Origin of the sequence: Pseudomonas sp. TWI929, from assembly GCF_039673335.1 — a bacterium.
Taxonomy (GTDB): domain Bacteria; phylum Pseudomonadota; class Gammaproteobacteria; order Pseudomonadales; family Pseudomonadaceae; genus Aquipseudomonas.
Map to the genome: position 1 here is coordinate 157,884 of NZ_JBDJLK010000003.1, position 21,067 is coordinate 178,950.

19 protein-coding genes are annotated in these 21,067 nt (G+C 60.7%); 9 read left to right on the top strand and 10 right to left on the bottom strand.

What is annotated here, in order from left to right:
• Positions 1–1,221 carry a cyanide-forming glycine dehydrogenase subunit HcnC gene (gene hcnC, locus ABE456_RS03030; RefSeq protein WP_346642633.1) on the top strand — a complete coding sequence of 407 codons (1,221 nt, stop codon included), beginning with the start codon at positions 1–3 and terminating at the stop codon, positions 1,219–1,221.
• Positions 1,222–1,305: 84 nt separating this feature from the next.
• On the opposite strand, the gene lpdA is transcribed toward hcnC, so the two are convergent.
• Positions 1,306–2,706 (bottom strand): dihydrolipoyl dehydrogenase, encoded by a 1,401-nt coding sequence (lpdA, locus tag ABE456_RS03035; protein ID WP_346642634.1) that lies wholly within the window; start codon positions 2,704–2,706, stop codon positions 1,306–1,308.
• A 207-nt stretch (positions 2,707–2,913) separates the two neighbouring features.
• On the opposite strand from lpdA, the gene cfaB reads away from it, so the two are divergent.
• Entirely contained in the window at positions 2,914–4,098 is a 1,185-nt protein-coding gene (cfaB, locus tag ABE456_RS03040; RefSeq protein WP_346642635.1) for a C17 cyclopropane fatty acid synthase CfaB, read from the top strand.
• Positions 4,099–4,215: 117 nt separating this feature from the next.
• Here the strand turns inward: cfaB and cls are convergent, their stop codons facing one another.
• Positions 4,216–5,655, bottom strand: a complete 1,440-nt coding sequence (gene cls, locus ABE456_RS03045) for a cardiolipin synthase (protein ID WP_346642636.1) — start codon at positions 5,653–5,655, stop codon at positions 4,216–4,218.
• A gap of 132 nt (positions 5,656–5,787) precedes the next feature.
• Here cls and ABE456_RS03050 point away from each other — a divergent pair, with 132 nt between their 5' ends.
• Complete coding sequence (locus tag ABE456_RS03050; protein ID WP_346642637.1) at positions 5,788–6,315, top strand: DUF3617 domain-containing protein; 528 nt, start codon at positions 5,788–5,790, stop codon at positions 6,313–6,315.
• Here the strand turns inward: ABE456_RS03050 and folE2 are convergent.
• Together folE2 and ABE456_RS03060 are read right to left on the bottom strand one after the other, a co-directional pair.
• Entirely contained in the window at positions 6,299–7,204 is a 906-nt protein-coding gene (gene folE2 / locus ABE456_RS03055) for a GTP cyclohydrolase FolE2 (RefSeq protein ID WP_346642638.1), read from the bottom strand. The genes ABE456_RS03050 and folE2 overlap by 17 nt on opposite strands.
• 25 nt (positions 7,205–7,229) lie before the next feature.
• Positions 7,230–7,610: a glutamine synthetase gene (locus tag ABE456_RS03060; protein ID WP_346642639.1), complete on the bottom strand. Its 381-nt coding sequence runs from the start codon at positions 7,608–7,610 to the stop codon at positions 7,230–7,232.
• A gap of 113 nt (positions 7,611–7,723) precedes the next feature.
• Here ABE456_RS03060 and zigA point away from each other — a divergent pair, with 113 nt between their 5' ends.
• The 3 genes from zigA to ABE456_RS03075 are packed head-to-tail and all read left to right on the top strand — an operon-like array spanning position 7,724 to position 10,567.
• Positions 7,724–8,932: a zinc metallochaperone GTPase ZigA gene (zigA, locus tag ABE456_RS03065; RefSeq protein ID WP_346642640.1), complete on the top strand. Its 1,209-nt coding sequence runs from the start codon at positions 7,724–7,726 to the stop codon at positions 8,930–8,932.
• A complete protein-coding gene (locus ABE456_RS03070; protein ID WP_346642641.1) occupies positions 8,929–9,555 on the top strand; it encodes a DUF1826 domain-containing protein in 627 nt (208 codons plus the stop codon). Before zigA ends, ABE456_RS03070 begins: the two co-directional genes overlap by 4 nt.
• 40 nt (positions 9,556–9,595) lie before the next feature.
• The gene (locus ABE456_RS03075) at positions 9,596–10,567 is read left to right on the top strand and encodes a CobW family GTP-binding protein (RefSeq protein ID WP_346642642.1); all 972 of its coding nucleotides are present in this window, start codon (positions 9,596–9,598) and stop codon (positions 10,565–10,567) included.
• On the opposite strand, the gene ABE456_RS03080 is transcribed toward ABE456_RS03075, so the two are convergent.
• Positions 10,568–10,960 carry a DUF3301 domain-containing protein gene (locus tag ABE456_RS03080; protein WP_346642643.1) on the bottom strand — a complete coding sequence of 131 codons (393 nt, stop codon included), beginning with the start codon at positions 10,958–10,960 and terminating at the stop codon, positions 10,568–10,570.
• Positions 10,961–11,080: 120 nt separating this feature from the next.
• Between ABE456_RS03080 and pdxY the strand changes: the two genes are divergently transcribed.
• Positions 11,081–11,953 (top strand): pyridoxal kinase PdxY, encoded by an 873-nt coding sequence (gene pdxY, locus ABE456_RS03085; RefSeq protein ID WP_346642644.1) that lies wholly within the window; start codon positions 11,081–11,083, stop codon positions 11,951–11,953.
• Here pdxY and ABE456_RS03090 read toward each other — a convergent pair.
• Positions 11,950–12,435: an acyl-CoA thioesterase gene (locus tag ABE456_RS03090; RefSeq protein WP_003253263.1), complete on the bottom strand. Its 486-nt coding sequence runs from the start codon at positions 12,433–12,435 to the stop codon at positions 11,950–11,952. The two genes, pdxY and ABE456_RS03090, sit on opposite strands and share 4 nt — an antisense overlap.
• Before the next feature lie 343 nt (positions 12,436–12,778).
• On the opposite strand from ABE456_RS03090, the gene ABE456_RS03095 reads away from it, so the two are divergent.
• Positions 12,779–14,539 (top strand): cation:proton antiporter, encoded by a 1,761-nt coding sequence (locus ABE456_RS03095; RefSeq protein ID WP_346642645.1) that lies wholly within the window; start codon positions 12,779–12,781, stop codon positions 14,537–14,539.
• Positions 14,540–14,720: 181 nt separating this feature from the next.
• Here ABE456_RS03095 and ABE456_RS03100 read toward each other — a convergent pair whose 3' ends face one another.
• The 4 genes from ABE456_RS03100 to zwf all read right to left on the bottom strand — a co-directional run bounded on the left by ABE456_RS03100 (position 14,721) and on the right by zwf (position 20,009).
• Positions 14,721–15,128 (bottom strand): SMI1/KNR4 family protein, encoded by a 408-nt coding sequence (locus ABE456_RS03100; RefSeq protein WP_346642646.1) that lies wholly within the window; start codon positions 15,126–15,128, stop codon positions 14,721–14,723.
• Positions 15,129–15,242: 114 nt separating this feature from the next.
• Complete coding sequence (locus tag ABE456_RS03105) at positions 15,243–16,097, bottom strand: TIM44-like domain-containing protein (protein WP_346642647.1); 855 nt, start codon at positions 16,095–16,097, stop codon at positions 15,243–15,245.
• Positions 16,098–16,261: 164 nt separating this feature from the next.
• Complete coding sequence (gene uvrD / locus ABE456_RS03110) at positions 16,262–18,448, bottom strand: DNA helicase II (protein ID WP_346642648.1); 2,187 nt, start codon at positions 18,446–18,448, stop codon at positions 16,262–16,264.
• Between the two features lie 118 nt (positions 18,449–18,566).
• The gene (zwf, locus tag ABE456_RS03115) at positions 18,567–20,009 is read right to left on the bottom strand and encodes a glucose-6-phosphate dehydrogenase (protein ID WP_346642649.1); all 1,443 of its coding nucleotides are present in this window, start codon (positions 20,007–20,009) and stop codon (positions 18,567–18,569) included.
• A gap of 103 nt (positions 20,010–20,112) precedes the next feature.
• Between zwf and hexR the strand changes: the two genes are divergently transcribed.
• Positions 20,113–20,979: a transcriptional regulator HexR gene (gene hexR, locus ABE456_RS03120; protein WP_011536461.1), complete on the top strand. Its 867-nt coding sequence runs from the start codon at positions 20,113–20,115 to the stop codon at positions 20,977–20,979.
• Positions 20,980–21,067 lie beyond the last annotated feature (88 nt).

Below are 21,067 nucleotides of genomic sequence, written 5' to 3' on the forward strand. Positions count from 1 at the left end.
ATGACCAAGACATACGACATCGTCATTGCCGGTGGTGGTGTGATCGGCGCTTCCTGCGCTTATCAATTGTCCAGGCGTGGCAACTTGCGGATCGCCTTGATCGATGCCAAGCGCCCGGGCAACGCTACCCGAGCTTCCGCAGGTGGTCTATGGGCCATCGGCGAATCGGTGGGGCTGGGCTGTGGAGTGATCTTTTTCCGCATGATGTCTTCACGTGCCAAGCGCGAAGCCCAGGGCGCCTCGGTAGCAGTCGATGCCACAACGCCGCATATCTTGCCGCAGTGTTTCTTCGACTTCGCCTTGCAATCCAATGCGCTTTATCCACAACTGCACCAGGAACTGATCGAACGCCACGGTATGGATTTCAAGTTCGAACGTACCGGCTTGAAGTACATCATCCAGGATGAAGAAGACCAGCTTTATGCCAAACATATCGTTTCGCACATCCCGCATCTGGCCGACCAGGTGCGTTGGCTTGGGCAGCGGGAGCTGCGTGAAACGGAGCCGGCGGTAACAACCCAGGCCAAGGGGGCGCTGGAGTTTCTTTGCGATCATCAGGTAAGTCCGTTCCGGCTGGGCGATGCGTACCTGGAGGCGGCGCGGCAAAACGGTGTTGATCTCTACTTGAATACCAATGTTACGGGTGTGATGCATATTGGCGACCGGGTCAAAGGCGTGCACACCGACACCGCAGGGGACATTCACTGCCAGAGCCTGATAAATGCTGCTGGCGCCTGGGCTGCTGACCTGAGCAAATGGGCGACCGGCAAGGCAATACCGGTGAAGCCGGTGAAGGGGCAGATCGTACTGACCGAGCGCATGCCCAAGTTGCTCAACGGTTGCCTGACCACCAGTGATTGCTACCTGGCGCAGAAGGACAATGGCGAGATCCTGATTGGTAGCACTACGGAGGACAAAGGCTTCGATGTCAGCAACACATTCCCGGAGATCAGCACACTGGTGCAGGGGGCGGTGCGCTGTTTGCCCGAACTTGCCAAGGTGAACCTCAAGCGCACCTGGGCAGGCTTGCGCCCAGGTTCGCCCGATGAACTGCCGATACTTGGCCCAGTGAGTGGTGTGGAGGGGTACTTCAATGCCTGTGGGCATTTCCGTACCGGGATACTGACTTCGGCAATAACTGGAGTGATGCTGGACAAGGTGATTCACAACGAAACCCTGCCGCTGGATATCTCGCCGTTCCTGGCATCCAGATTTGCCTGAAAGGGTAGGGTCGCAAACTTGAAATGGCCGTCCGCAGCGTCAGGTAGCCCACCGCAATGGCCTGCTGCTGCGAACGGCGCCCACTCAGATCTGCATGGCCATGCCGTCCACATTCATCGCTGCTTGGCGCAATGCCTCGGAGCGGGTTGGGTGAGGGTGGCAGGTGAGGGCGATATCTTCCGCTGAGGCCGAGAACTCCATGGCCACGCAGAATTCGCCGATCATCTCGCTGACGCTTGGGCCCACCAGGTGCACACCCAGCACTTCGTCGGTATTGGCATCGGCGATGACTTTGGCGAAGCCTTCGGTCTCATGGTTGATCTTGGCGCGGCTGTTGGCAGTGAAGGGGAACTTGCCGACCTTGTAAGCACGCCCTTCGGCCTTGAGCTGTTCTTCGGTCTTGCCTACGGTGGCCAGCTCCGGGCGGGTGTAGATCACGCCAGGGATGAGGTTGTAGTTGACCTCGTGCGGCTTGCCGGCGATGCGTTCGATACAGGCCACTGCTTCATCTTCGGCCTTGTGCGCCAGCATCGGGCCGGAAGTGACGTCACCAATCACCCAGACCCCCGGCACTGAGGTGCGATGGTGCTCGTTGCCAAGCATGCCGCGCTGGTCGGTTTGCAGGCCCACGCTTTCAAGGTTCAGCCCTTTGGTATAAGGGCGGCGGCCGATAGCCACCAGCACGTAATCGGCTTGCAGCGTTTCTGCGGTGCCGCCGGCGGCAGGCTCCAGCGTCAAGCTCACGCCATCGGCACTTGCAGTGGCCTGGGTCACTTTGCTGCCCAGCTTGAACACCATGCCTTGCTTGGCGAGTGCCTTTTGCAGGGTCTTGGCGGTTTCCGTGTCGGTGCCTGGGCAGATGCGGTCGAGGTACTCGATGACCGTGACCTGGCTGCCCAGGCGACGCCAGACCGAGCCCAGCTCAAGGCCTATCACGCCAGCACCGATCACGACCAGGTGCTTTGGCACCTGTGGCAGGGCCAGTGCGCCGGTCGAGTCGATGATGCGTTGGTTGTCGATGGTAACGCCTGGCAGAGGGGTGGGCTCGGAGCCGGTGGCAATGACGATGTCCTTGGCTTGCAGCGTGGTTTCGCTGCCGTCTTCAGCCTTGACCACGACTTTGCCGACGCCATCCAGGCGGCCCCAGCCTTTGATCCAGTCGACCTTGTTCTTGCGGAACAGGAACTCGATGCCCTTGGTCAGGCCAGTCACGCTCTCGTCCTTCTGTTTCATCATCTGGGCGAGGTTGAGGGTGGGCTTCACTTCGATGCCGAGGTGGGCGAACTCGTCACCGCTGGCGGCCTCGTACAGTTCGGATGCATGCAGCAGTGCCTTGGAAGGCATGCAGCCCACGTTGAGGCAGGTGCCGCCCAAGGTCGAGCGGCCTTCAACGCAGGCAACGCTCAGGCCCAGCTGGCCGGCGCGAATGGCTGCGTTGTAGCCGCCAGGGCCACCGCCGATGATCACCACGTCATAGGATTTCATGGGTTCAACTCCAGGATGTAGAAGCGCGAGAGGGGCACAAGGGTAAGCTGAGACGCAAAAATTGTATACAATCTGCTGCGTAGATAAGATCAGTTGGTTCTAGACCATGGTCTTGTTTAGAGGAAACCCCCTACGAATGAACTACTCTGATCCGGCGACGTTCGAAATATCAGGCGTCGTGGCCAAATACGGATAGGAGGGTCGTTCATGCTTGCGCAACTTCCACCGGCATTGCAGAGCTTGCATCTGCCGCTGCGGCTGAAACTGTGGGACGGTAACCATTTCGATCTGGGGCCTAGCCCGCAGGTCACCATCCTGGTCAAAGAGCCACAGTTGATCAGCCAGTTGACCCACCCGAGCATGGGCCAGCTGGGCACTGCATTCGTAGAAGGCAAGCTGGAGCTGGAGGGCGATATCGGCGAAGCCATCCGTGTGTGCGATGAGCTGAGCGAAGCGCTGTTGGCGGGGGAAGATGAAACGCCGCCGCAGCGCTTGTCCCATGACAAGAGCACTGACGCCAAAGCCATCTCCTATCACTATGACGTCTCCAACGAGTTCTACCAGCTGTGGCTGGACCAGGACATGGCCTATTCGTGTGCCTACTTCCGCGAGCCGGATAACACGCTCGATCAGGCGCAGCAGGATAAATTCGATCACCTGTGTCGCAAGCTGCGCCTGGACGCCGGTGACTACCTGCTTGACGTTGGCTGTGGCTGGGGTGGGCTGGCGCGTTTTGCCGCGCGCGAATATGGCGCCAAGGTATTCGGCATCACCTTGAGCAAGGAGCAGCTCAAGCTAGGCCGCCAGCGTGTCAAAGCCGAAGGCCTGGCCGACAAGGTCGACCTGCAGATTCTCGACTACCGCGACTTACCTCAGGATGGTCGCTTCGACAAAGTGGTCAGTGTTGGCATGTTCGAGCATGTCGGGCATGCCAACCTGGCGTTGTACTGCCAGAAGCTGTTCGGTGCCGTGAGAGAAGGGGGGCTGGTGATGAACCACGGTATCACCGCCAAGCACGTCGATGGTCGCCCGGTCGGGCGTGGCGCTGGCGAGTTTATCGACCGCTACGTATTCCCTCATGGTGAACTGCCGCACCTGTCGATGATCAGCGCCAGTATCTGTGAAGCGGGGCTGGAGGTGGTGGACGTGGAAAGCCTGCGCCTGCATTACGCCAAGACCTTGCACCACTGGAGCGAGAACCTGGAGAACCAGCTGCACAAGGCGGCGGCCTTGGTACCCGAGAAGACTTTGCGCATCTGGCGCCTGTACCTGGCGGGGTGTGCCTATGCCTTCCAGAAGGGCTGGATCAACCTGCACCAGATTTTGGCGGTGAAGCCTTACGGCGATGGGCACCATGACTTGCCCTGGACGCGGGAAGACCTCTACCGCTGAGACCTGCGGTCTAACCCATACCTGTGAGAGCGGGTTTACCCGCGAATACGATGGTGGATTCACCGATGCATTCGCGGGTGAACCCGCTCCCACATGGGCCTGAGTGAAAATGGGTTGCTACAGAATCGGCGAAATCAGCCGCGCAATCCGCATCCCCAACTGCTGCAGCCGATGGGTATCACGGCTGTCCTCGGCAGTAATTTCCCGCGCCTGTTCGAAGTCATTGATCAGCATGTACTCGACCTGGTCGGCGAAACCGCGGTCGACAGTCAGCAGGGTGATCTCGAAGTTCAGGCGGAACGAGCGGTTGTCCAGGTTGGCACTGCCGATCGCGCTGACATCTTCATCCACCAGTACTACCTTCTGATGTAGGAAGCCAGGCTGGTAACGGAACATGCGTACACCTGCCCGCACCGCTTCGAAGGCGAACAGGCTGGAGGCGGCGTAGACGATGCGATGGTCGGGGCGTGAAGGGATTAGCACACGCACATCGACGCCACGCAATACCGCCAGGCGCAACGCGGCGAACACTGCCTCGTCAGGGATGAAGTAGGGGCTGGTGATCCATACCCGGCGGGTGGCCGAATGAATCGCTTCGAGGAAAAACAGCGAGCAGGTTTCCTGCGGGTCGGCCGGGCCGCTGGCCAAGGCCTGGCACAGCACGCCATTATCCGGGTAGGTATCTGGCAGGATCAGCGGCGGTAGCTGGCGCGTGGCCCAGTACCAGTCTTCGGCGAACGATTCCTGCAAGCAGGCCAGTACCGGCCCGATGATCTGTACATGCGTATCACGCCAAGGGGAAAGCTGCGGGTGTTCACCGAGGTACTCGTCCCCCACGTTGTGCCCGCCGATGAAACCGAGCAGGCCATCCACTACCACGATCTTGCGATGGTTGCGGAAGTTCACCTGGAAGCGGTTGAACCAGCCGCGGCGGGTGGCGAAGGCATGGATCTGCACACCTCCGTCACGCAGCACTTGGCTGTAGCTGGCCGGCAGGGCATGGCTGCCAATCCGGTCGTAGAGCACGAACACCTGCACCCCCTCGGCGGCCTTGCGCAATAGCAGTTGTTGCAGCGCCTTGCCGAGGGTGTCGTCATGGATGATGAAGAACTGCACCAGCACCACTTCGCGGGCTTTCTCGATGGCAGCGAAGATGGCATCGAATGTCGCCTGGCCATTGATCAGCAGCTTCACCTGGTTGTTCGCCAGGCAGGGCATGCGCCCCAACTTGGGCATGGCGCGCAAGGCGGCGTAGCTTTCCGACTCGCGGGCGGTGAGGGCTTCTTCCACCCAAGGCCGCCAGTTGAGGTTGGCCATGGCCACATGCATTTCCTGGTTGGCCTGGCGCCTGGCCTTGATGTAGGCATAGAACGAGCGGGCGCCGAAGATCAGGTAGGGGACCAAGGTGAAGTAGGGGATGAAGAACAAGGGCATGGCCCAGGCTATTGCACCTTGGGCAGTGCGCACGGTGAACAGTGCGTGAAGCGCGGCAACCATACCCAGCAGGTGAACCAGGCCGAGTAGGTAACCGAAGAAGTAGGGGCTGTGGTAATCCATATGCATCCTGCTTGCCGAGTACACTTGAGGTAACTGAACACGTTCCAGTGCCACCTTGCAACCCGCAGGTGGATTTGGCGTCTAAGGCTCAGCCCGGCCCGCTTGGCCGGCTTTTTCCAGGAGCGTTCGTCCATGAAGATTCGTCTGCCACTGTTGGCGTTGGCCCTAGGTATGAGCAGCCCGCTGGTGCATGCTCAGATGCTGCAGCCAGGTTTATGGGAGCTGACTACCAGCAACATGCAGGTCGATGGCAAGCCGTTACCCGATATGGAGTTCATGCTCGGCCAATTGAAAAACCTGCCGCCGGAGCAGCGCGCGATGATGGAAGGGGTGTTGGCCAAACAAGGGGTAACTGTAGGCGGTAAGGGCGTGCGTTCGTGCCTGACGCCAGAGCAGGTGGCAACTAACGACATCCCGCTGCAGGACCCGAAGTCAGGTTGTACTCAGAGGATCACCGACCGGACTGGCAACGTCTGGAAGTTCCAGTTCAGTTGCCCGAAGGCCCAGGGCAGTGGCCAGGCTACCTTCCTCAGCGATCGGGAGTTCACCACTCAGGTCAACGGCACATTCAACGCCTCGGGTGTGCAGCAGCAAGGCAGCATGAACACACGTGCGGTTTGGCTGGGTAATGACTGTGGTACGGTCAAACCGCGTAGCTGACATCCCATTGCCACTGGCTGGTGGCGACAGCGTCGTGGGCATGCAGGCTTTCTGCATGTTCCACGCGTAGCTTGAAGGCGGTACTCCATTCTATTTGCCGTAACGCCTTGTGCAGGCGACGGGCGGCGTCCTCACAGAACATCAGGTTCTGGCCGTTGGCCAAGGCGAAGGCTTGTTCGTCTGCGCGTTTCACCGCAGTTTGCACTGCCGTCCCCAGGCTGGCCTCAATGCAATCTATCAATTCGGTAATTGGTAATTCGTGCTGATTGCTGCGTAGCCTTACCTGAATTTGCGCGTTACTTCGTTGGCTGTGAGGGGTAGCTACAATGCCTTCGGTGCTACCCAGCCATTGCAGCACAGCAGCTTTGTCGACTTGCTCCCCGCTGAAATGCGCTTGGAACTGCTGCTGAATCAGCTGCCGTGCGAGTGCAGCCGAGCATGGGCAGGTGGACGAGTAAGGTACGGAAACGGATAGTTCCACGTGGAACATTTCATTTTCGATCCTTGCATCGACTGTTACGGCATAGCTTTTCCAGCCGGCCAATGGGCTGATCAAGGCGTGCCTTTTCAGCAGGTGCTCGAAGCTAAGGCGCAAATAGGCTGCGGAAGAAAGGCCCTCATGGCTGCTCAGGAAATCAGCCAGAAGCTGGCGGATTGCTAGTGGTGAAAGGGGCTGGTGCTCCAAAGTATCCAGGGCAAGGTAAAGCCGCGACATATGAATGCCGCGAGAGCTGCCGTCTACCAGGCTTACACCTGCATCAGCTTTGGCAGCTACGGTGCGCCCTTCGAATTGCACAGGCAGGGCAATGCCGCACATGCCTACCCAGTTCAACGGCAAGGCGTACTTCTGGGTTTGTGCGGCGACGTCGGGGAGCTTGAGCTGGGTCATTTGGCTTTCCAATCAAAAAGTGGCATCAGCGGCAACCACCGATCAAGCTGCAATGCAGGTTGAAGCGCTGCCCACTGGAACTGGATACGCGGTTCAAGGAAGTCCAGCCAACGCGACGGCTGTAACCCACCCAGGCCTCACCATCGCTGGCCAGGCCGGTGAAAAAAATCAGCGCGCCATAGCGGCTGTTGGTTTGTGCCCAAAGGCGTCGGCTGCCGATATCGTAACCGCGCAGGTACAACGTGCTGCCTTCGGTACGCACGCTGTAATAACTACCCTTGCCATCCTTGCAGGCAAGCAGCGTCGCGCTGCGCGTGCACAGCGCCAATGGGCTGCCTTGCGGCAAGGCCAATAGCGAGGTGGGCATGGCGCACAACAGCAACACCATGGCGCGTGGCAGGTTCATGTTTGATCCCCGGTGTACTCGTCCGTCGAGAACGACTTGGCGAAATTGTATTGTTACTTTATAACATTGTGCAATGCATCGTTTCGAATGCGTCCGCCTGAAGAGGTTCCGCCATGTCCAACCGTCTCCCTGTCACTGTGCTGTCCGGCTTTCTTGGCGCCGGCAAGAGCACCTTGCTCAACCATGTGCTGCGTAACCGCGACAACCTGCGGGTTGCGGTGATCGTCAACGACATGAGTGAAATCAACATCGACGCCAGCGAAGTGCAGCGCAACGTCAGCCTCAACCGCGCCGAAGAGAAACTGGTCGAGATGAGCAATGGCTGCATCTGTTGCACGCTGCGTGAAGACTTGCTTCAGGAGGTAGCGCGGCTGGCTGAACAAGGGCGCTTCGATTACCTGCTTATCGAGTCCACGGGGATCTCGGAGCCACTGCCGGTGGCCGAGACCTTCACCTTCCGTGACGATCAAGGCCGCAGCCTGTCGGACATGGCGCGCCTGGACACCATGGTTACCGTGGTTGATGGCCTGAATTTCCTGCGTGATTACCAGGCTGCAGACAGCCTGGCCAGCCGCGGTGAGGTCTTGGGTGAAGAGGACGAGCGGTCGATCAGTGACTTGCTGATTGAACAGGTCGAGTTTGCTGATGTGCTGTTGCTGAGCAAGATCGACCTGATCAGCCAGCACGAGCGTGATGAACTCACCGCCATTTTGCGCAGCCTCAACGCCCGGGCGCAGATCATGCCCATGGTCATGGGCCAAGTACCGCTGGCATGCATCCTCGATACTGGCCTGTTCGACTTTGACCAGGCCGCTCAAGCGCCAGGCTGGCTGCGGGAGTTGCGCGGCGAGCATGTGCCAGAGACCGAAGAGTACGGCATCGCGGCTACGACCTGGCAGGCCAGGCGCCCACTTCATCCACAGCGCTTTTTCGACTTTATCCACACCCCTTGGGTTAACGGCCGACTGCTGCGTTCGAAGGGCTTCTTCTGGTTGGCCAGCAAGTATCAGGAGGCCGGTAGCTGGTCCCAGGCGGGCGGCATGATGCGCCATGGCTTGGCTGGCCGTTGGTGGCGTTTCGTGCCACGCGAGCAGTGGCCAGAGGGTGTGGATAACACCGCCGAAATCCTTAAACATTGGGTTGCCGAGAGCGGTGACTGCCGGCAGGAGCTGGTGTTCATAGGGCAGAATATCGACTTTGAAAAATTATCCACAGCACTTGATGCCTGCCTGTTGACGGATCAGGAAATGGACCTGGGACACATGGGCTGGTTGCGCCTGCCTGATCCGTTCGGCCCATGGTACGAGGAGGAGGCGGCATGAAACTAGCGCACCAGCCTGTGGATATCTTCCAGGTGTTCGGCGAGACACCGCAGGTGCTGACCGAAGTGCTGCAGGATGGCGTGAACCTGGCAGTGTGGCGCCGGCGCTTGCCGGCACAGCTGGAGGACTTTGCCGAGTTGCTAGTCAGCCTTGGCCAGCCCTTGGCTGACCAGCGTGTGATCGATGTGGACGAGCAGCAGATGCCGGTATTGACCGAGCTGTTGCGCGAAGCGGCAGACCTGCAGGGTTACGAGGCCTTCGTTGCTGATGTGGCTTGGCTGGTGGCTGCTTATGCCTGCCTGGTAGGCGCACGGCGGGTTGGGTTGCGGCTGCGGGTATTGGCAGGCCCTATGTGCCCACGCTTCCATGTGGATAACGTGCCCTTGCGCCTGCTAACCACCTACGTGGGCCCCGGCAGTGAGTGGTTGCCAGAGCACGAGAGCCAGCGTGCTAAGTTACTCACAGATAAACCAGCTGTGGATAACATTCAGCGACTGCAAGCCGGCGAAGTGGCCGTGCTGAAGGGCGAGAAGTGGCAGGGCAACGAAGGCGCAGGCCTGGTGCACCGCTCGCCCCCGGTGCAGCAGGGGCGCCTGCTGCTCAGCCTTGACTGGTTGGCCTGACGGCGCATAGTGAGGCATCACCACCGCTTGAAGCCACCCCATGCTGCAGAACATTCCCACCCATGTGATTGCCGGCCCGCTGGGGGCCGGCAAGACCACCCTGATCCGTCACTTGCTGGCCCAGCGCCCGGCCAATGAGCGCTGGGCCGTGTTGATCAATGAATTCGGCCTTGTGGGCCTGGATGCCGCCTTGCTTAGCCGCGATGAGGACGGGATTGCCATCGGCGAGGTCGCAGGCGGCTGCCTGTGCTGCGTCAACGGCATGCCGTTCCAGGTCGGTTTGGGCCGGCTGCTGCGCAAGGCTCGTCCTGATCGCCTGTTCATCGAGCCCTCCGGGCTGGGTCATCCGTTGCAACTGCTCGCTCAGTTGCAGCTAGCGCCGTGGGCTGGAGTGCTGACAATACAGCCGTTGCTGATGGTTTTAGATGCACAGTCAATGGCCCGGAACGAGCAACTTCCGGGCGCTCAAAAGCAAGCGTTCGACGCGTCTGATAACGTTGTTTTCAACAAGTCAGAGGCTGTGGATGAATCATTTAAGTTGTTGATAACTAATAAATTTCCTGAAAAGACTATTACCTGGATCAGCCAAGGAAAGCTGCCTTTTTCAGGCCTTCCAGCCGCATCCATGAAGATTGTCGACAGCCCTTTTGTGGAAAACAAGATTGTCGACAATCTGCAGCATGCCCCAGCAATGCTATGGACAGACCCCGGCCAGCCGGTCTGTCTTGCCCAGCAGGGGGAGGGTGGTTGGAGCATTGGCTGGCGCTGGCATCCCGGCCAGCAGTTTTATCCACAGCGGCTGCTGGCGTTCTTGCGCGCCTGGCCGTGGCGGCGGGCCAAAGGAGTTATCCACAGCGTGGAGGGCTGGCAATCATTCAATGGCCTGAATGGGGACATGCCCGCCTGGCAGCCCAGCGACTGGCGCAGGGATACCCGCATCGAGCTGATTTTCGAGCAGCCGCAATCGCAACCCGAACTGCAAGCCGGGTTGAGCGAATGCCGCGTCAGTTGATCAGTTGCGCCAGCGGTTGTGTTCCTGGCGCCACTGCTGCATCTCGATGACGTTGTCGGCGCGCGGTGGGGTCTTGATTTCGAACGGGTAGGGCGCCAGCTCGATCTGCACGCTGTGCGCGCCGAACTGGGTCACGGTACCGGGGTGGCGCTGCTCGCCGGTGACGGTGAACTCAAAGGCGTAGACTCGCGCCAGGCGCTTGCGGCCATTTGCGTCACGGACAAAGGCGATGCGCTTGAGCGCGACGGCGTCGTCGAGCAACTCGAGGTCGAGCTTGGCGCAATGCTGTTTGACCCGCTCCAGGGCTTTTTCGCGCAACCCGTGGTTGTGCCACAACCAGGCGCCTGCCGTGGCGAGCAGCATCAGGACGAAGAGGTTCTCCAGGGTCAACATTTGCATATGCTCCAAACAGGTAGATCCAGCTTAACTGCGTCCCTGGCCTGTCGTACAGGTGGCAATCGAGTTCATACTGCGCTGCGCACAATCCCTGAAACAGCTTTGGAAACCTCCCGCATGAAACGTACCCCGCACCTGCTCGCCATCCAGTCCCATGTAGTGTTTGGCCACGCCGGCAACAGCGCCGCAGTGTTTCCCATGCAGCGTATCGGGGTCAATGTCTGGCCGCTCAATACCGTGCAGTTCTCCAATCACACACAGTATGGCCAGTGGGCCGGCGAAGTGCTTGCCCCGGCGCAAATTCCTGCGTTGGTGGAAGGCATTTCCAACATTGGCGAGCTTGGCCACTGCGACGCAGTGCTTTCCGGCTACCTGGGCAGTGCCGAGCAAGGGCGGGCGATTCTGGCAGGCGTCGAACGGATCAAGGCGGTGAACCCTAAGGCTTTGTACTTGTGCGACCCGGTCATGGGGCACCCGGAGAAGGGCTGCATCGTGCCACCGGAAGTCAGTGAGTTCCTGCTCGACGAAGCGGCTGCCAAGGCTGACATCCTCTGCCCCAACCAGCTGGAGCTGGACAGCTTCTGTGGGCGCCGTGCGCAGTCGCTGGAGGATTGCGTGAACATGGCGCGCAGCCTGCTGCAGCGTGGGCCGCAGGTGGTAGTGGTCAAGCACCTGGCCTACCCTGGGCGTGCCGAGGACCAGTTCGAGATGCTGCTGGTGACCGCCGAGCACAGCTGGCACCTACGCCGGCCGCTGCTGGCGTTCCCACGCCAGCCGGTGGGGGTAGGCGACCTGACCTCCGGCCTGTTCCTGGCCCGCGTGTTACTTGGCGACAGCTGGTTGCAGGCGTTCGAATTCACCGCCGCAGCGGTGCACGAAGTGCTGCTGGAAACCCAGGCCTGCGCCAGCTATGAGTTACAGCTGGTGCGGGCCCAGGATCGCATCGCCCACCCAAGGGTGCGCTTTGAAGCCCAGCAGCTGGCGCTTTAAATGGCGTCGGTTTTCAGGTCCTGGTAGCGCTTTTCCAGCTCCTGGCGGATCTGCCGGCGCTGCTGGCCTTGCAGGAAGCGGCGCTTTTCTTCACTGCTGTGCGGCTGGCGCGGCGGTACTGGTACCGGGCGGCGGTTGTCATCGACCGCGACCATGGTGAAGAAGCAGCTGTTGGAATGGCGCACCGAGCGCTCGCGGATGTTCTCGGTCACCACCTTGATGCCGACCTCCATCGAGGTGTTGCCGGTGTAGTTGACCGACGCCAGGAAGGTCACCAGTTCACCCACATGCACCGGCTCGCGGAAGATCACCTGGTCAACCGACAGGGTGACCACATAGCTGCCGGCATAGCGGCTGGCGCACGCATAGGCCACTTCGTCGAGGTACTTGAGCAGGGTGCCGCCATGTACGTTGCCAGAAAAGTTGGCCATGTCCGGGGTCATCAGGACGGTCATGCTCAGCTGGGCGTTTCCAGGTTCCATAGTGTGCTCACGGTGAGGTTGCGCTGATTCGGGCGAATGGAGGGCGTTATCTGCTGACACTTCTGTTCCCCTCTTTTGAATTTGCCTTGCTGATACGGGACGTTGGCTAACGCGCCATCGTCACGCTGATCATGCCATCAGCGGCGCTTTTCTGGCCGATCTGTTTCTGCATATTGCACCGGCTTTTTGCAGCGGAGCGCGATGTTAACCTGAGTACGCCCATGCAACATGGGCCTTCCTGCATTCAATACAGTATGTACTTGCTGCTCGCTCAGGTTTGCCCCGGCAGAGGAGCGGTCTGCCCAGGCATCCATAAAAAAGACGAGAAAAGGAGTATCACGCCATGCATGCCATCAGCTTCATCCAGGACCTGGCAGTCATCATGCTGGTCGCTGGCGTGGTCACCATTCTCTTTCACCGTCTCAAGCAGCCCGTGGTGTTGGGCTACATCGTCGCCGGCTTCATCATCGGCCCGCACACCCCGCCGTTCGGCCTGATCCATGATGAAGACACCATCAAGACCCTCGCCGAACTGGGGGTGATTTTCCTGATGTTCTGCCTGGGGCTCGAGTTCAGCCTGCGCAAGCTGTTCAAGGTTGGCGCCACGGCGTTCATCGCGGCGTTCCTGGAAATCGTGCTGATGATCTGGATCGGCTTCGAGATCGGCCGCTGGTTCGGCTGGAATACCATGGATTCGTTGTTCCTCGGTGCCATCCTGGCCATTTCCTCGACCACCATCATCGTCAAGGCGCTCAATGACTTGAAGATGAAGAACGAGCGCTTCGCCCAGCTGATTTTCGGCGTGCTGATCGTCGAGGATATCCTCGGCATCGGCATCATCGCCCTGTTATCGGGCATCGCCGTCAGCGGCACGGTCAGCTCGGGCGAAGTGTTCTCCACGGTCGGAAAACTGTCGCTGTTCATGATCGTTGCGCTGGTCATCGGCATTTTGCTGGTGCCGCGGCTGCTGGCCTACGTGGCCAAGTTCGAAAGCAACGAGATGTTGCTGATCACAGTGCTGGGCCTGTGCTTCGGCTTCTGCCTGCTGGTGGTGAAGCTTGAATACAGCATGGTGCTTGGCGCTTTCCTGATTGGCGCGATCATGGCCGAATCGCGCCAGTTGCTGAAAATCGAGCGCCTGATCGAACCGGTACGCGACCTGTTCAGCGCCATCTTCTTTGTCGCCATAGGCCTGATGATCGACCCTCAGGTGCTGATCGACTACGCCTGGCCGATCGTGGTCATCACCTTGGCGGTGGTGCTGGGTAAGATGCTTTCTTGCGGCATGGGGGCGTTCATCGCTGGCAACGATGGGCGCACGTCACTGCGAGTGGGCATGGGGCTGTCGCAGATTGGTGAATTCTCCTTCATCATCGCCGCGCTGGGCATGACCCTGCAGGTGACCAGCGACTTCCTCTACCCGGTGGCCGTGGCGGTATCGGCAATCACCACGTTGCTGACGCCGTACCTGATCCGTGCGGCCGACCCGCTGTCGCAGAAGCTTGGCAATGTGGTGCCTGGGCGCTTGGCGCGAGTGCTGTCTTTGTACGGCGAATGGCTGCGCAGCATTCAGCCACAGGGCGAGAGTGCCATGCTGGCGGCGATGATCCGGCGCATCCTGCTACAGGTGGGGGTGAACCTGGCGCTGGTGATCGCCATCTTCTTCAGTGGCGGCTACTTTGCTGGGCGCATCGGCAACTGGCTCAATGAGTGGGTCAGTGATGCCAGCCAGCAGAAAGCGCTGATCTGGGGGGCAGCGTTGTTGCTGTCGTTGCCATTCCTGATTGCCGCCTATCGTAAGCTCAAGGCGCTGTCGATGCTGCTGGCAGAGATGGGCGTGAAGCCGGAAATGGCCGGGCGGCATACCCAGCGTGTGCGCCGCGTGGTCGCCGAAGTGATCCCACTGTTGTCACTGCTGGTGATTTTCCTGCTGCTGTCGGCGTTGTCGGCGAGCATCCTGCCGACCAGTGAGTTGCTGTTGGTGATTGCCGTGGTGGCTGCGGTGGTGGTGGCCTTGCTGTGGCGCTGGTTCATCCGCGTGCATACGCGTATGCAAATTGCCTTGCTGGAGACGCTGGAGAACAGCCGCGAGAATACGCACTGAAGGGGGTAACGCTCCCTGCGCAAGATTTCACCGTCGTCCGAGGGGATGGAGCGGTAGCGATGTCGCCAGGCGCAGAAAGCCTGGCGATTTTAACTGCATTGGTGGCACTAAGCCATAAATTTTCCTGTTTCAGCCTATGCGCGACTTTGTAGGAGCGCGCTAACCTGGCAAAGGGTAATGATCAGCTCTCCAGCCAAACATCCCGCGCCCAATGCCACACCGATTCCCAGCTGTCCTCACCGACAAGCTCTTCTTCGGCATCCCACAGCACCACGGTGCCGTCTTCTTCGACGCAGTAGTAGTTGTCACCGTCCTGGCACAGCGGGATCAGCTCACGCGGCACGCCGGCATCCCAGGCGTTGGCGGCAACTTCTGGCAGGTACGTGTGTGACTGTGGGTCGGTACAAGTGACAGGTTCAAGGGAGCCGTAAACCACATCACTAACGTTCAGTAGAAACTCTTTGAACACGAATGGAATGTTGATGAACAGCTGTTCTTCGATCTCGACCAGCTGGTCCTCGTCGGGCAGCTCCAGGGGCACCGGTACTGGCTCATTGGCTTCACGGAGTTGTTCGATCACTTCTTCCACGGTTCACTTCCTCTGACCTAGATGACAACGCTGCGCGTTATACCCTAGTAGGCCACTGTGGCAAAAGCAAAAACCCCGGGGCAGGCCCGGGGTTTTTTGTGCAGCACGCAGCGGTTAGCCGTTTTGACGGATACCGGCAACCAGCCAAGGCTGGTTCTCGCCCGGGGCGCGAACCATGTGCCAGCTTTCGCTGAACACTTCGCCCTGGTCGAAGCGCGAGTTCTTCGACACGCCACGGAAGGTAAGGGTGGCGTCGGTGCGGTCGGCGCGGTCGTCGACACCGTCCAGCTGCACTTCGAGGTTGTCGATGTAGGTGGACTGGAAGCCATCACCCAGTTCAGCACGCTCACGCTTGAGGAACTCGAGCATTTGCGGGGTGACGAACTCGGCGATCTTGTCCATTTCGTTGGCATCCCAGTGCTGCTGCAGCGACTGGAAGTGGTTACGGGCAGCAGCCAGGAAGCTTTGCTCGTTGAACCAGGCCGGGGCGTTGATCACCGGGGCGGCTGCAGCGGCAGGTGCGGCCGAACCACCGAAGATCGACGGCTGGGCAGGCTGGCTGTGCGCTTCACGCTGCATTGGCGCATGGCCAGGCATGGCCATTTGCGGCTGCTGCTGGCGACGGCGCGCGGCAATGAAGCGGAACACCAGGAAGGCGATGAGCGCCACGATCAGGAAGTCCATGATCTGGAAGCCTTCGAAACCGTCGCCCATGAACATGGACGCCAGCAGGCCACCGGCGGCCAGGCCGGCCAGTGGGCCCAACCAGCGCGAAGCACCGCTGGCGGCCGGGGCGGCACGACCAGGAGCGGTCGGCGCGGCGGCAGGCGTGGTTGGCGTGGCCTGGCGGGTCTGGTGGATAGGCGCGGAGCCCGAGCTCTTGCCGCCGCCGAAACGCTTGGCGTTGGCGTCCAGGCTCAGCGTCAGGCCGACGCAGAGCGCCAGTGCGATGCTAAGAAAACGTTGCATAAGTGGGATATCCCCTGTTGTGGATTGCACGCGCGTCATGGTGCACAGGTTCCTGGGCACATGACCAGCGACATAATGTTTCGAGCTTTTGCCTGAATGTTACAACGCCGGCACGACCGTCCCTCTGAATGCTGTCGCAATCCCTGTAGGAGCGGCGCTGGGCTTTAGAGAGCTTCCAGCTTGGCATACCCCAGCATCAGCCACTTGCTGCCTTCGGCAAAGTTCACCTGCACCCGGGCCTGGGCGCCGGAGCCCTCGAAGTTGAGGATCACACCTTCGCCAAACACCGCATGCTGCACCCGCTGGCCGAGGTTGAAGGCGGTCTGCGGAATGCTGGCATTGGCGAACAGGTTGCTGTTGGTGGCCGTCTTGGCGCCGCCGAACGGGCGGCTGACACTGTTGGACAGGCGCACTTCCTGAATCAGGCCTGCCGGAATTTCACGTACGAAGCGCGACACCTTGTTGTAGGTCTCGCTGCCATAAAGGCGACGGGTCTCGGCATAGGTCATCACCAGCTGGCGCATGGCACGGGTGATACCCACATAAGCCAGGCGGCGTTCCTCTTCCAGGCGGCCAGGTTCTTCCAGGCTCATCTTGTGCGGGAACAGGCCTTCTTCCATGCCCACCAGGAACACATACGGGAATTCCAGGCCCTTGGCGCTGTGCAAGGTCATCAGCTGGATGCTGTCTTCATGCTCGTCAGCCTGGGTATCGCCGGCTTCCAGCGAGGCATGGCCGAGGAAGGCGGAAAGCGGCGAGAGGTCGGCGTCTTCGTCGGTGGACTCGAAGTTGCGCGCCGCGCTGACCAGTTCCTCAAGGTTTTCTACCCGGGCCTGGCCCTTTTCACCCTTTTCTTCCTGGTGATAGATGATCAGCCCGGACTGCTCGATAGTGGTCTGGGTCATGGTATGCAGCGGCATGTCCACGACCTTGGCAGCCAACCCCTCGATCAGCTCGATGAAGGCCCCCAGGGCACTGGCGGCACGGCCTTTGAGGGCCTTGGCGGCGAGCAGCTGGCACATGGCATCCCACATCGAAAGCTGGCTATGGCGGGCATGGTCGCGGATGGCTTCGACGGTTTTCTCGCCAATGCCGCGCGGTGGCACGTTGATCACGCGCTCCAGAGCGGCATCGTTGCCGCGGCCTTCGATCAAGCGCAGGTAGGCCATGGCGTTCTTGATTTCGGCACGCTCGAAGAAGCGCTGGCCACCATAGATGCGGTAGGGAATGCGCTCGCGCAACAGGGCTTCTTCCAGCACCCGCGATTGGGCGTTGGAGCGGTACAGGATGGCGATTTCGCTACGCGCATTGCCCTGCTTGACCAGGCTTTCGATGGTTTCTACCACGTAGCGCGCTTCGTCGTGCTCGTTGTAGGCCGCGTACAGGGTCAGCGGTTCGCCTTCGCCCAGGTCGGTCCACAGCTCCTTGCCCAGGCGCCCGCTGTTGTTGGCGATCAGCGCGTTGGCCGCCTTGAGGATGCCACCGGTGGAGCGGTAGTTCTGCTCCAGGCGGATCATTTCGGCGTCGGGGAAGTCGGCGGTGTACTGGTGGATGTTTTCGATCTTGGCGCCGCGCCAGCCGTAGATCGACTGGTCGTCATCGCCCACCGCCATCAGGCTGGCGCCGCCGCGCGCCAACAGGCGCAGCCAGGCGTACTGAACGGCGTTGGTGTCCTGGAACTCATCTACCAGCACATGTTGGAAGCGCCGCTGGTAGTGTTCCAGCAGGCCAGGGTGGTCGCGCCACAGGTCCAGGGCGCGCAGCAGCAGCTCGGAAAAGTCGATGACCCCGGCACGCTCGCAGGCCTGTTCGTAGGCGGTATAGACCTCGCGCATAGTCGCCAGGAACAGATCGCCACCGGCCTGGATATGCTGCGGGCGCAGGCCCTCGTCCTTCTGCCCGTTGATAAACCACTGGGCCTGGCGTGCCGGCCACTTCTGCTCATCCAGGCCTAGCTCGCGCATTACCCGCTTGATCAGGCGCTGCTGGTCGTCGCTGTCGAGGATCTGGAAGTTCTGCACCAGGCGTGCTTCCTGCCAGTGTGCCCGCAGCAGGCGATGGGCCAGGCCGTGGAAGGTGCCAACCCACATGCCCGCCGGGTTGATCCCCAGCAACTGCTCGATCCGCTGGCGCATTTCAGCTGCAGCCTTGTTGGTGAAAGTCACCGACAGGATCGAGTGCGGCGATGCCTGCTCCACCTGGATCAGCCAGGCGATGCGGTGCACCAGCACGCGGGTTTTACCGGAACCGGCGCCGGCAAGCACCAGTTGACGCCCCAGCGTGGCCGCTACGGCCTGGCGTTGGGCATCGTTGAGGGAGTTCAGCAGGAGGGAGAGGTCGTCTGTGCGCATCGGGCCATTCTAGGGCGAGGCAGGGGCAGGGGCAAATGCCTACTGTATAAATGTTCACCCGTTGCCCTGCCACCCATCGGGCAGGGCGGTTTTCGCTTTCAGAACGCGTGCGCAGCGCTCACCGCAACCATGTCCTTCCTGTATGGGCCAGCAACTGATTGGCCTGTTCAGGCCCATTGCTGCCGGCAGCATAGGCGCGAGGTGCCTGAAAGTGCTCTTCCCAGCCCTTGAGGATCGGGTCGACCCAGGCCCAGGCCGCTTCCACTTCATCGCGGCGCATGAACAGCGTCGAATCGCCCTCCAGCACATCCAGCAGCAGCCGCTCGTAGGCCTCCCAGCGGCGGGTCTGGCTGAACACCTGGGCCAGGTTCAGGTCCAGGTCCACCGGCTCCAGGCGCATGCCCTTGCCCGGGCTCTTGGTCATCATGCGCAGGCTGATGCGTTCGTCCGGTTGCAGCTGGATCAGCAACTGGTTGACCTGGCCACCGTTGAACAGCTCGTGGGGCACCGGCTTGAACTGGATGACGATCTGCGACGAGCGCCGCGCCATACGCTTGCCGGTGCGCAGGTAGAAGGGCACGCCCGCCCAGCGCCAGTTGTCGATGTGCGCTTCGATGGCAACGAAGGTTTCGGTATCGCTGTCGTTGTCGACGTCCTTTTCGAAGTAGTAAGCCGGCACTTCCTGGCCGCCGATGCGCCCGGCGCCATACTGGCCGCGCACGGTCTTGTCCTGCACGTCCTGGCCGGTGATCGGCTTGAGCGCACGCAGGATCTTCACCTTTTCGTCGCGTACCGCTTCGGCCTCGAACTGCGCGGGTGGCTCCATGGCCACCAGGCACAGCAACTGCAGCAGGTGGTTCTGCAGCATGTCGCGGATTGCCCCGGCTCGGTCGTAGTAGGCGCCGCGGTTTTCTACGCCCAGTGTTTCGCATACGCTGATCTGCACATGGTCGACCTGGTTGTTGCGCCACACAGGTTCCAGCAGGGCGTTGGCAAAGCGCAGGGCCATGAGGTTCTGCACGGTTTCCTTGCCCAGGTAGTGGTCGATGCGAAATACCTGGCTTTCTGCGAACACTGCGCCAATTGCTTCGTTGATGGCAGTGGCCGATTCCAGTGAGTGGCCGATCGGTTTTTCCAGCACGATACGCGCTTCGTTGTCAGCCAGACCGGCGTTACGCAGGTAGTTGGCAATCGGCACGAACAGGTTAGGGGCGGTGGCCAGGTAGAAGATGCGCGTCAGCCCGCCTGGCTCGCCCAGGTAGCGCGCCAGGCGCCCGAAATCGGCGCTTTGCGAGGCATCCAGGGCAAAGTAGTCGACCCGTGCGGAAAACCGCTGCCAGACCTCTTCGTCGAAGTCGCTACGGGCTATCTGTGCCCGGCAATGGCGCTCGGCGAGCTTGAGGTAGTCATTGCGTGGCAAGTGGCGTCGCGCCAGGGCGATGATCCGCACGGCAGGGTTCAGACGGGCCTCGCGAAACAGGTGGTAGAGCGCCGGAAGCAATTTGTGCAGGGCCAGATCGCCGGTGCCGCCGAAGACCAGAATGTCGCAAGGAATAGTCAAACCACCACTCTCCACGTTCGTTTAACTGGGCGGGTTGGCGTCCATGTAGTATAACTACAAGAAAGCTACAACCCGGCCAGCCGATCATAACCGAGTCCAGCCTGTGAATCTGTTGCAACATATCGCCCAATCGCGCCACCTGCTGCGCAAATCGGAACTCAAAGTAGCCGACCACGTGCTACTGGACCCGGCTGCCGTCATGCACAGCTCCATGGCCGACCTGGCGCACAGCGTAGGTATCAGCGAGCCAACCATCGTGCGCTTCTGCCGGGCTATCGGTTGCTCGGGCTTCCAGGACCTCAAGCTGAAGCTGGCGCAAAGCCTGGCCGCCGGGGCCAGTTTCGGCCAGTTCGCCATCCATGAAGACGACTCGGTAGCCGACTACAGTCTGAAGATCTTCGACACCACCCTGCACACCCTGATGGAAGTGCGCGAGCACCTCGATCCGCAGGCGTTGCAGCAGGCGGTAACCGCCATGGCCCAGGCGCAGCGTGTGGAGTTCTATGGCTTTGGCGCCTCCGGCGCGGTGGCGGCCGATGCCCAGCACAAGTTCTTCCGCCTGCTGCTCAGTGCGGCGGCGTATTCCGACCCGCACATGCAGGCGATGTCGGCGGTTACCCTGAAGCCGGGCGACGTGGCGGTGTGCATTTCCCAGTCGGGCCGTTCCAAGGATCTGCTGATTACCGCCAACCTGGTGCGTGAGAGCGGTGCCAACCTGATTACCCTGTGCCCTAGCCAGACGCCGCTGGCCGAGCTGTCGACGGTCAACCTGGCGATCGATGTGCATGAGGACACCGAAATCTACACCCCGCTGACCTCGCGTATCGCCCACCTGGTGGTGATCGACGTGCTGGCCATGGGCGTGGCCATGGCGCGCGGGCCGAGCCTGGTCAACCACCTGAAGAGCGTGAAGCGCAGCTTGCGCAGCCTGCGTCTGTCGCCCAAGTCGATCAAGGCTACCGACGACTGATCTTCATTGCTTGTCAGGGCCCTATCGCCGGCAAGCCGGGCTCCCACACTGTCACCATAGGCCCTGGGACCTGTGGAGCACTTGTGGG

Coding starts and splice junctions, on each gene's coding strand:
- folE2 (WP_346642638.1), bottom strand. CDS start 7,204: ATGACCCAGCTCAAGCTCCCCGACGTCGCCGCACAAACCCAGAAGTAC.
- ABE456_RS03080 (WP_346642643.1), bottom strand. CDS start 10,960: ATGTTGACCCTGGAGAACCTCTTCGTCCTGATGCTGCTCGCCACGGCA.
- ABE456_RS03105 (WP_346642647.1), bottom strand. CDS start 16,097: ATGCAACGTTTTCTTAGCATCGCACTGGCGCTCTGCGTCGGCCTGACG.
- lpdA (WP_346642634.1), bottom strand. CDS start 2,706: ATGAAATCCTATGACGTGGTGATCATCGGCGGTGGCCCTGGCGGCTAC.
- ABE456_RS03095 (WP_346642645.1), top strand. CDS start 12,779: ATGCATGCCATCAGCTTCATCCAGGACCTGGCAGTCATCATGCTGGTC.
- ABE456_RS03075 (WP_346642642.1), top strand. CDS start 9,596: ATGCTGCAGAACATTCCCACCCATGTGATTGCCGGCCCGCTGGGGGCC.
- cfaB (WP_346642635.1), top strand. CDS start 2,914: ATGCTTGCGCAACTTCCACCGGCATTGCAGAGCTTGCATCTGCCGCTG.
- zigA (WP_346642640.1), top strand. CDS start 7,724: ATGTCCAACCGTCTCCCTGTCACTGTGCTGTCCGGCTTTCTTGGCGCC.
- ABE456_RS03070 (WP_346642641.1), top strand. CDS start 8,929: ATGAAACTAGCGCACCAGCCTGTGGATATCTTCCAGGTGTTCGGCGAG.
- ABE456_RS03060 (WP_346642639.1), bottom strand. CDS start 7,610: ATGAACCTGCCACGCGCCATGGTGTTGCTGTTGTGCGCCATGCCCACC.
- ABE456_RS03050 (WP_346642637.1), top strand. CDS start 5,788: ATGAAGATTCGTCTGCCACTGTTGGCGTTGGCCCTAGGTATGAGCAGC.
- ABE456_RS03090 (WP_003253263.1), bottom strand. CDS start 12,435: ATGGAACCTGGAAACGCCCAGCTGAGCATGACCGTCCTGATGACCCCG.
- uvrD (WP_346642648.1), bottom strand. CDS start 18,448: ATGCGCACAGACGACCTCTCCCTCCTGCTGAACTCCCTCAACGATGCC.
- pdxY (WP_346642644.1), top strand. CDS start 11,081: ATGAAACGTACCCCGCACCTGCTCGCCATCCAGTCCCATGTAGTGTTT.
- cls (WP_346642636.1), bottom strand. CDS start 5,655: ATGGATTACCACAGCCCCTACTTCTTCGGTTACCTACTCGGCCTGGTT.
- hcnC (WP_346642633.1), top strand. CDS start 1: ATGACCAAGACATACGACATCGTCATTGCCGGTGGTGGTGTGATCGGC.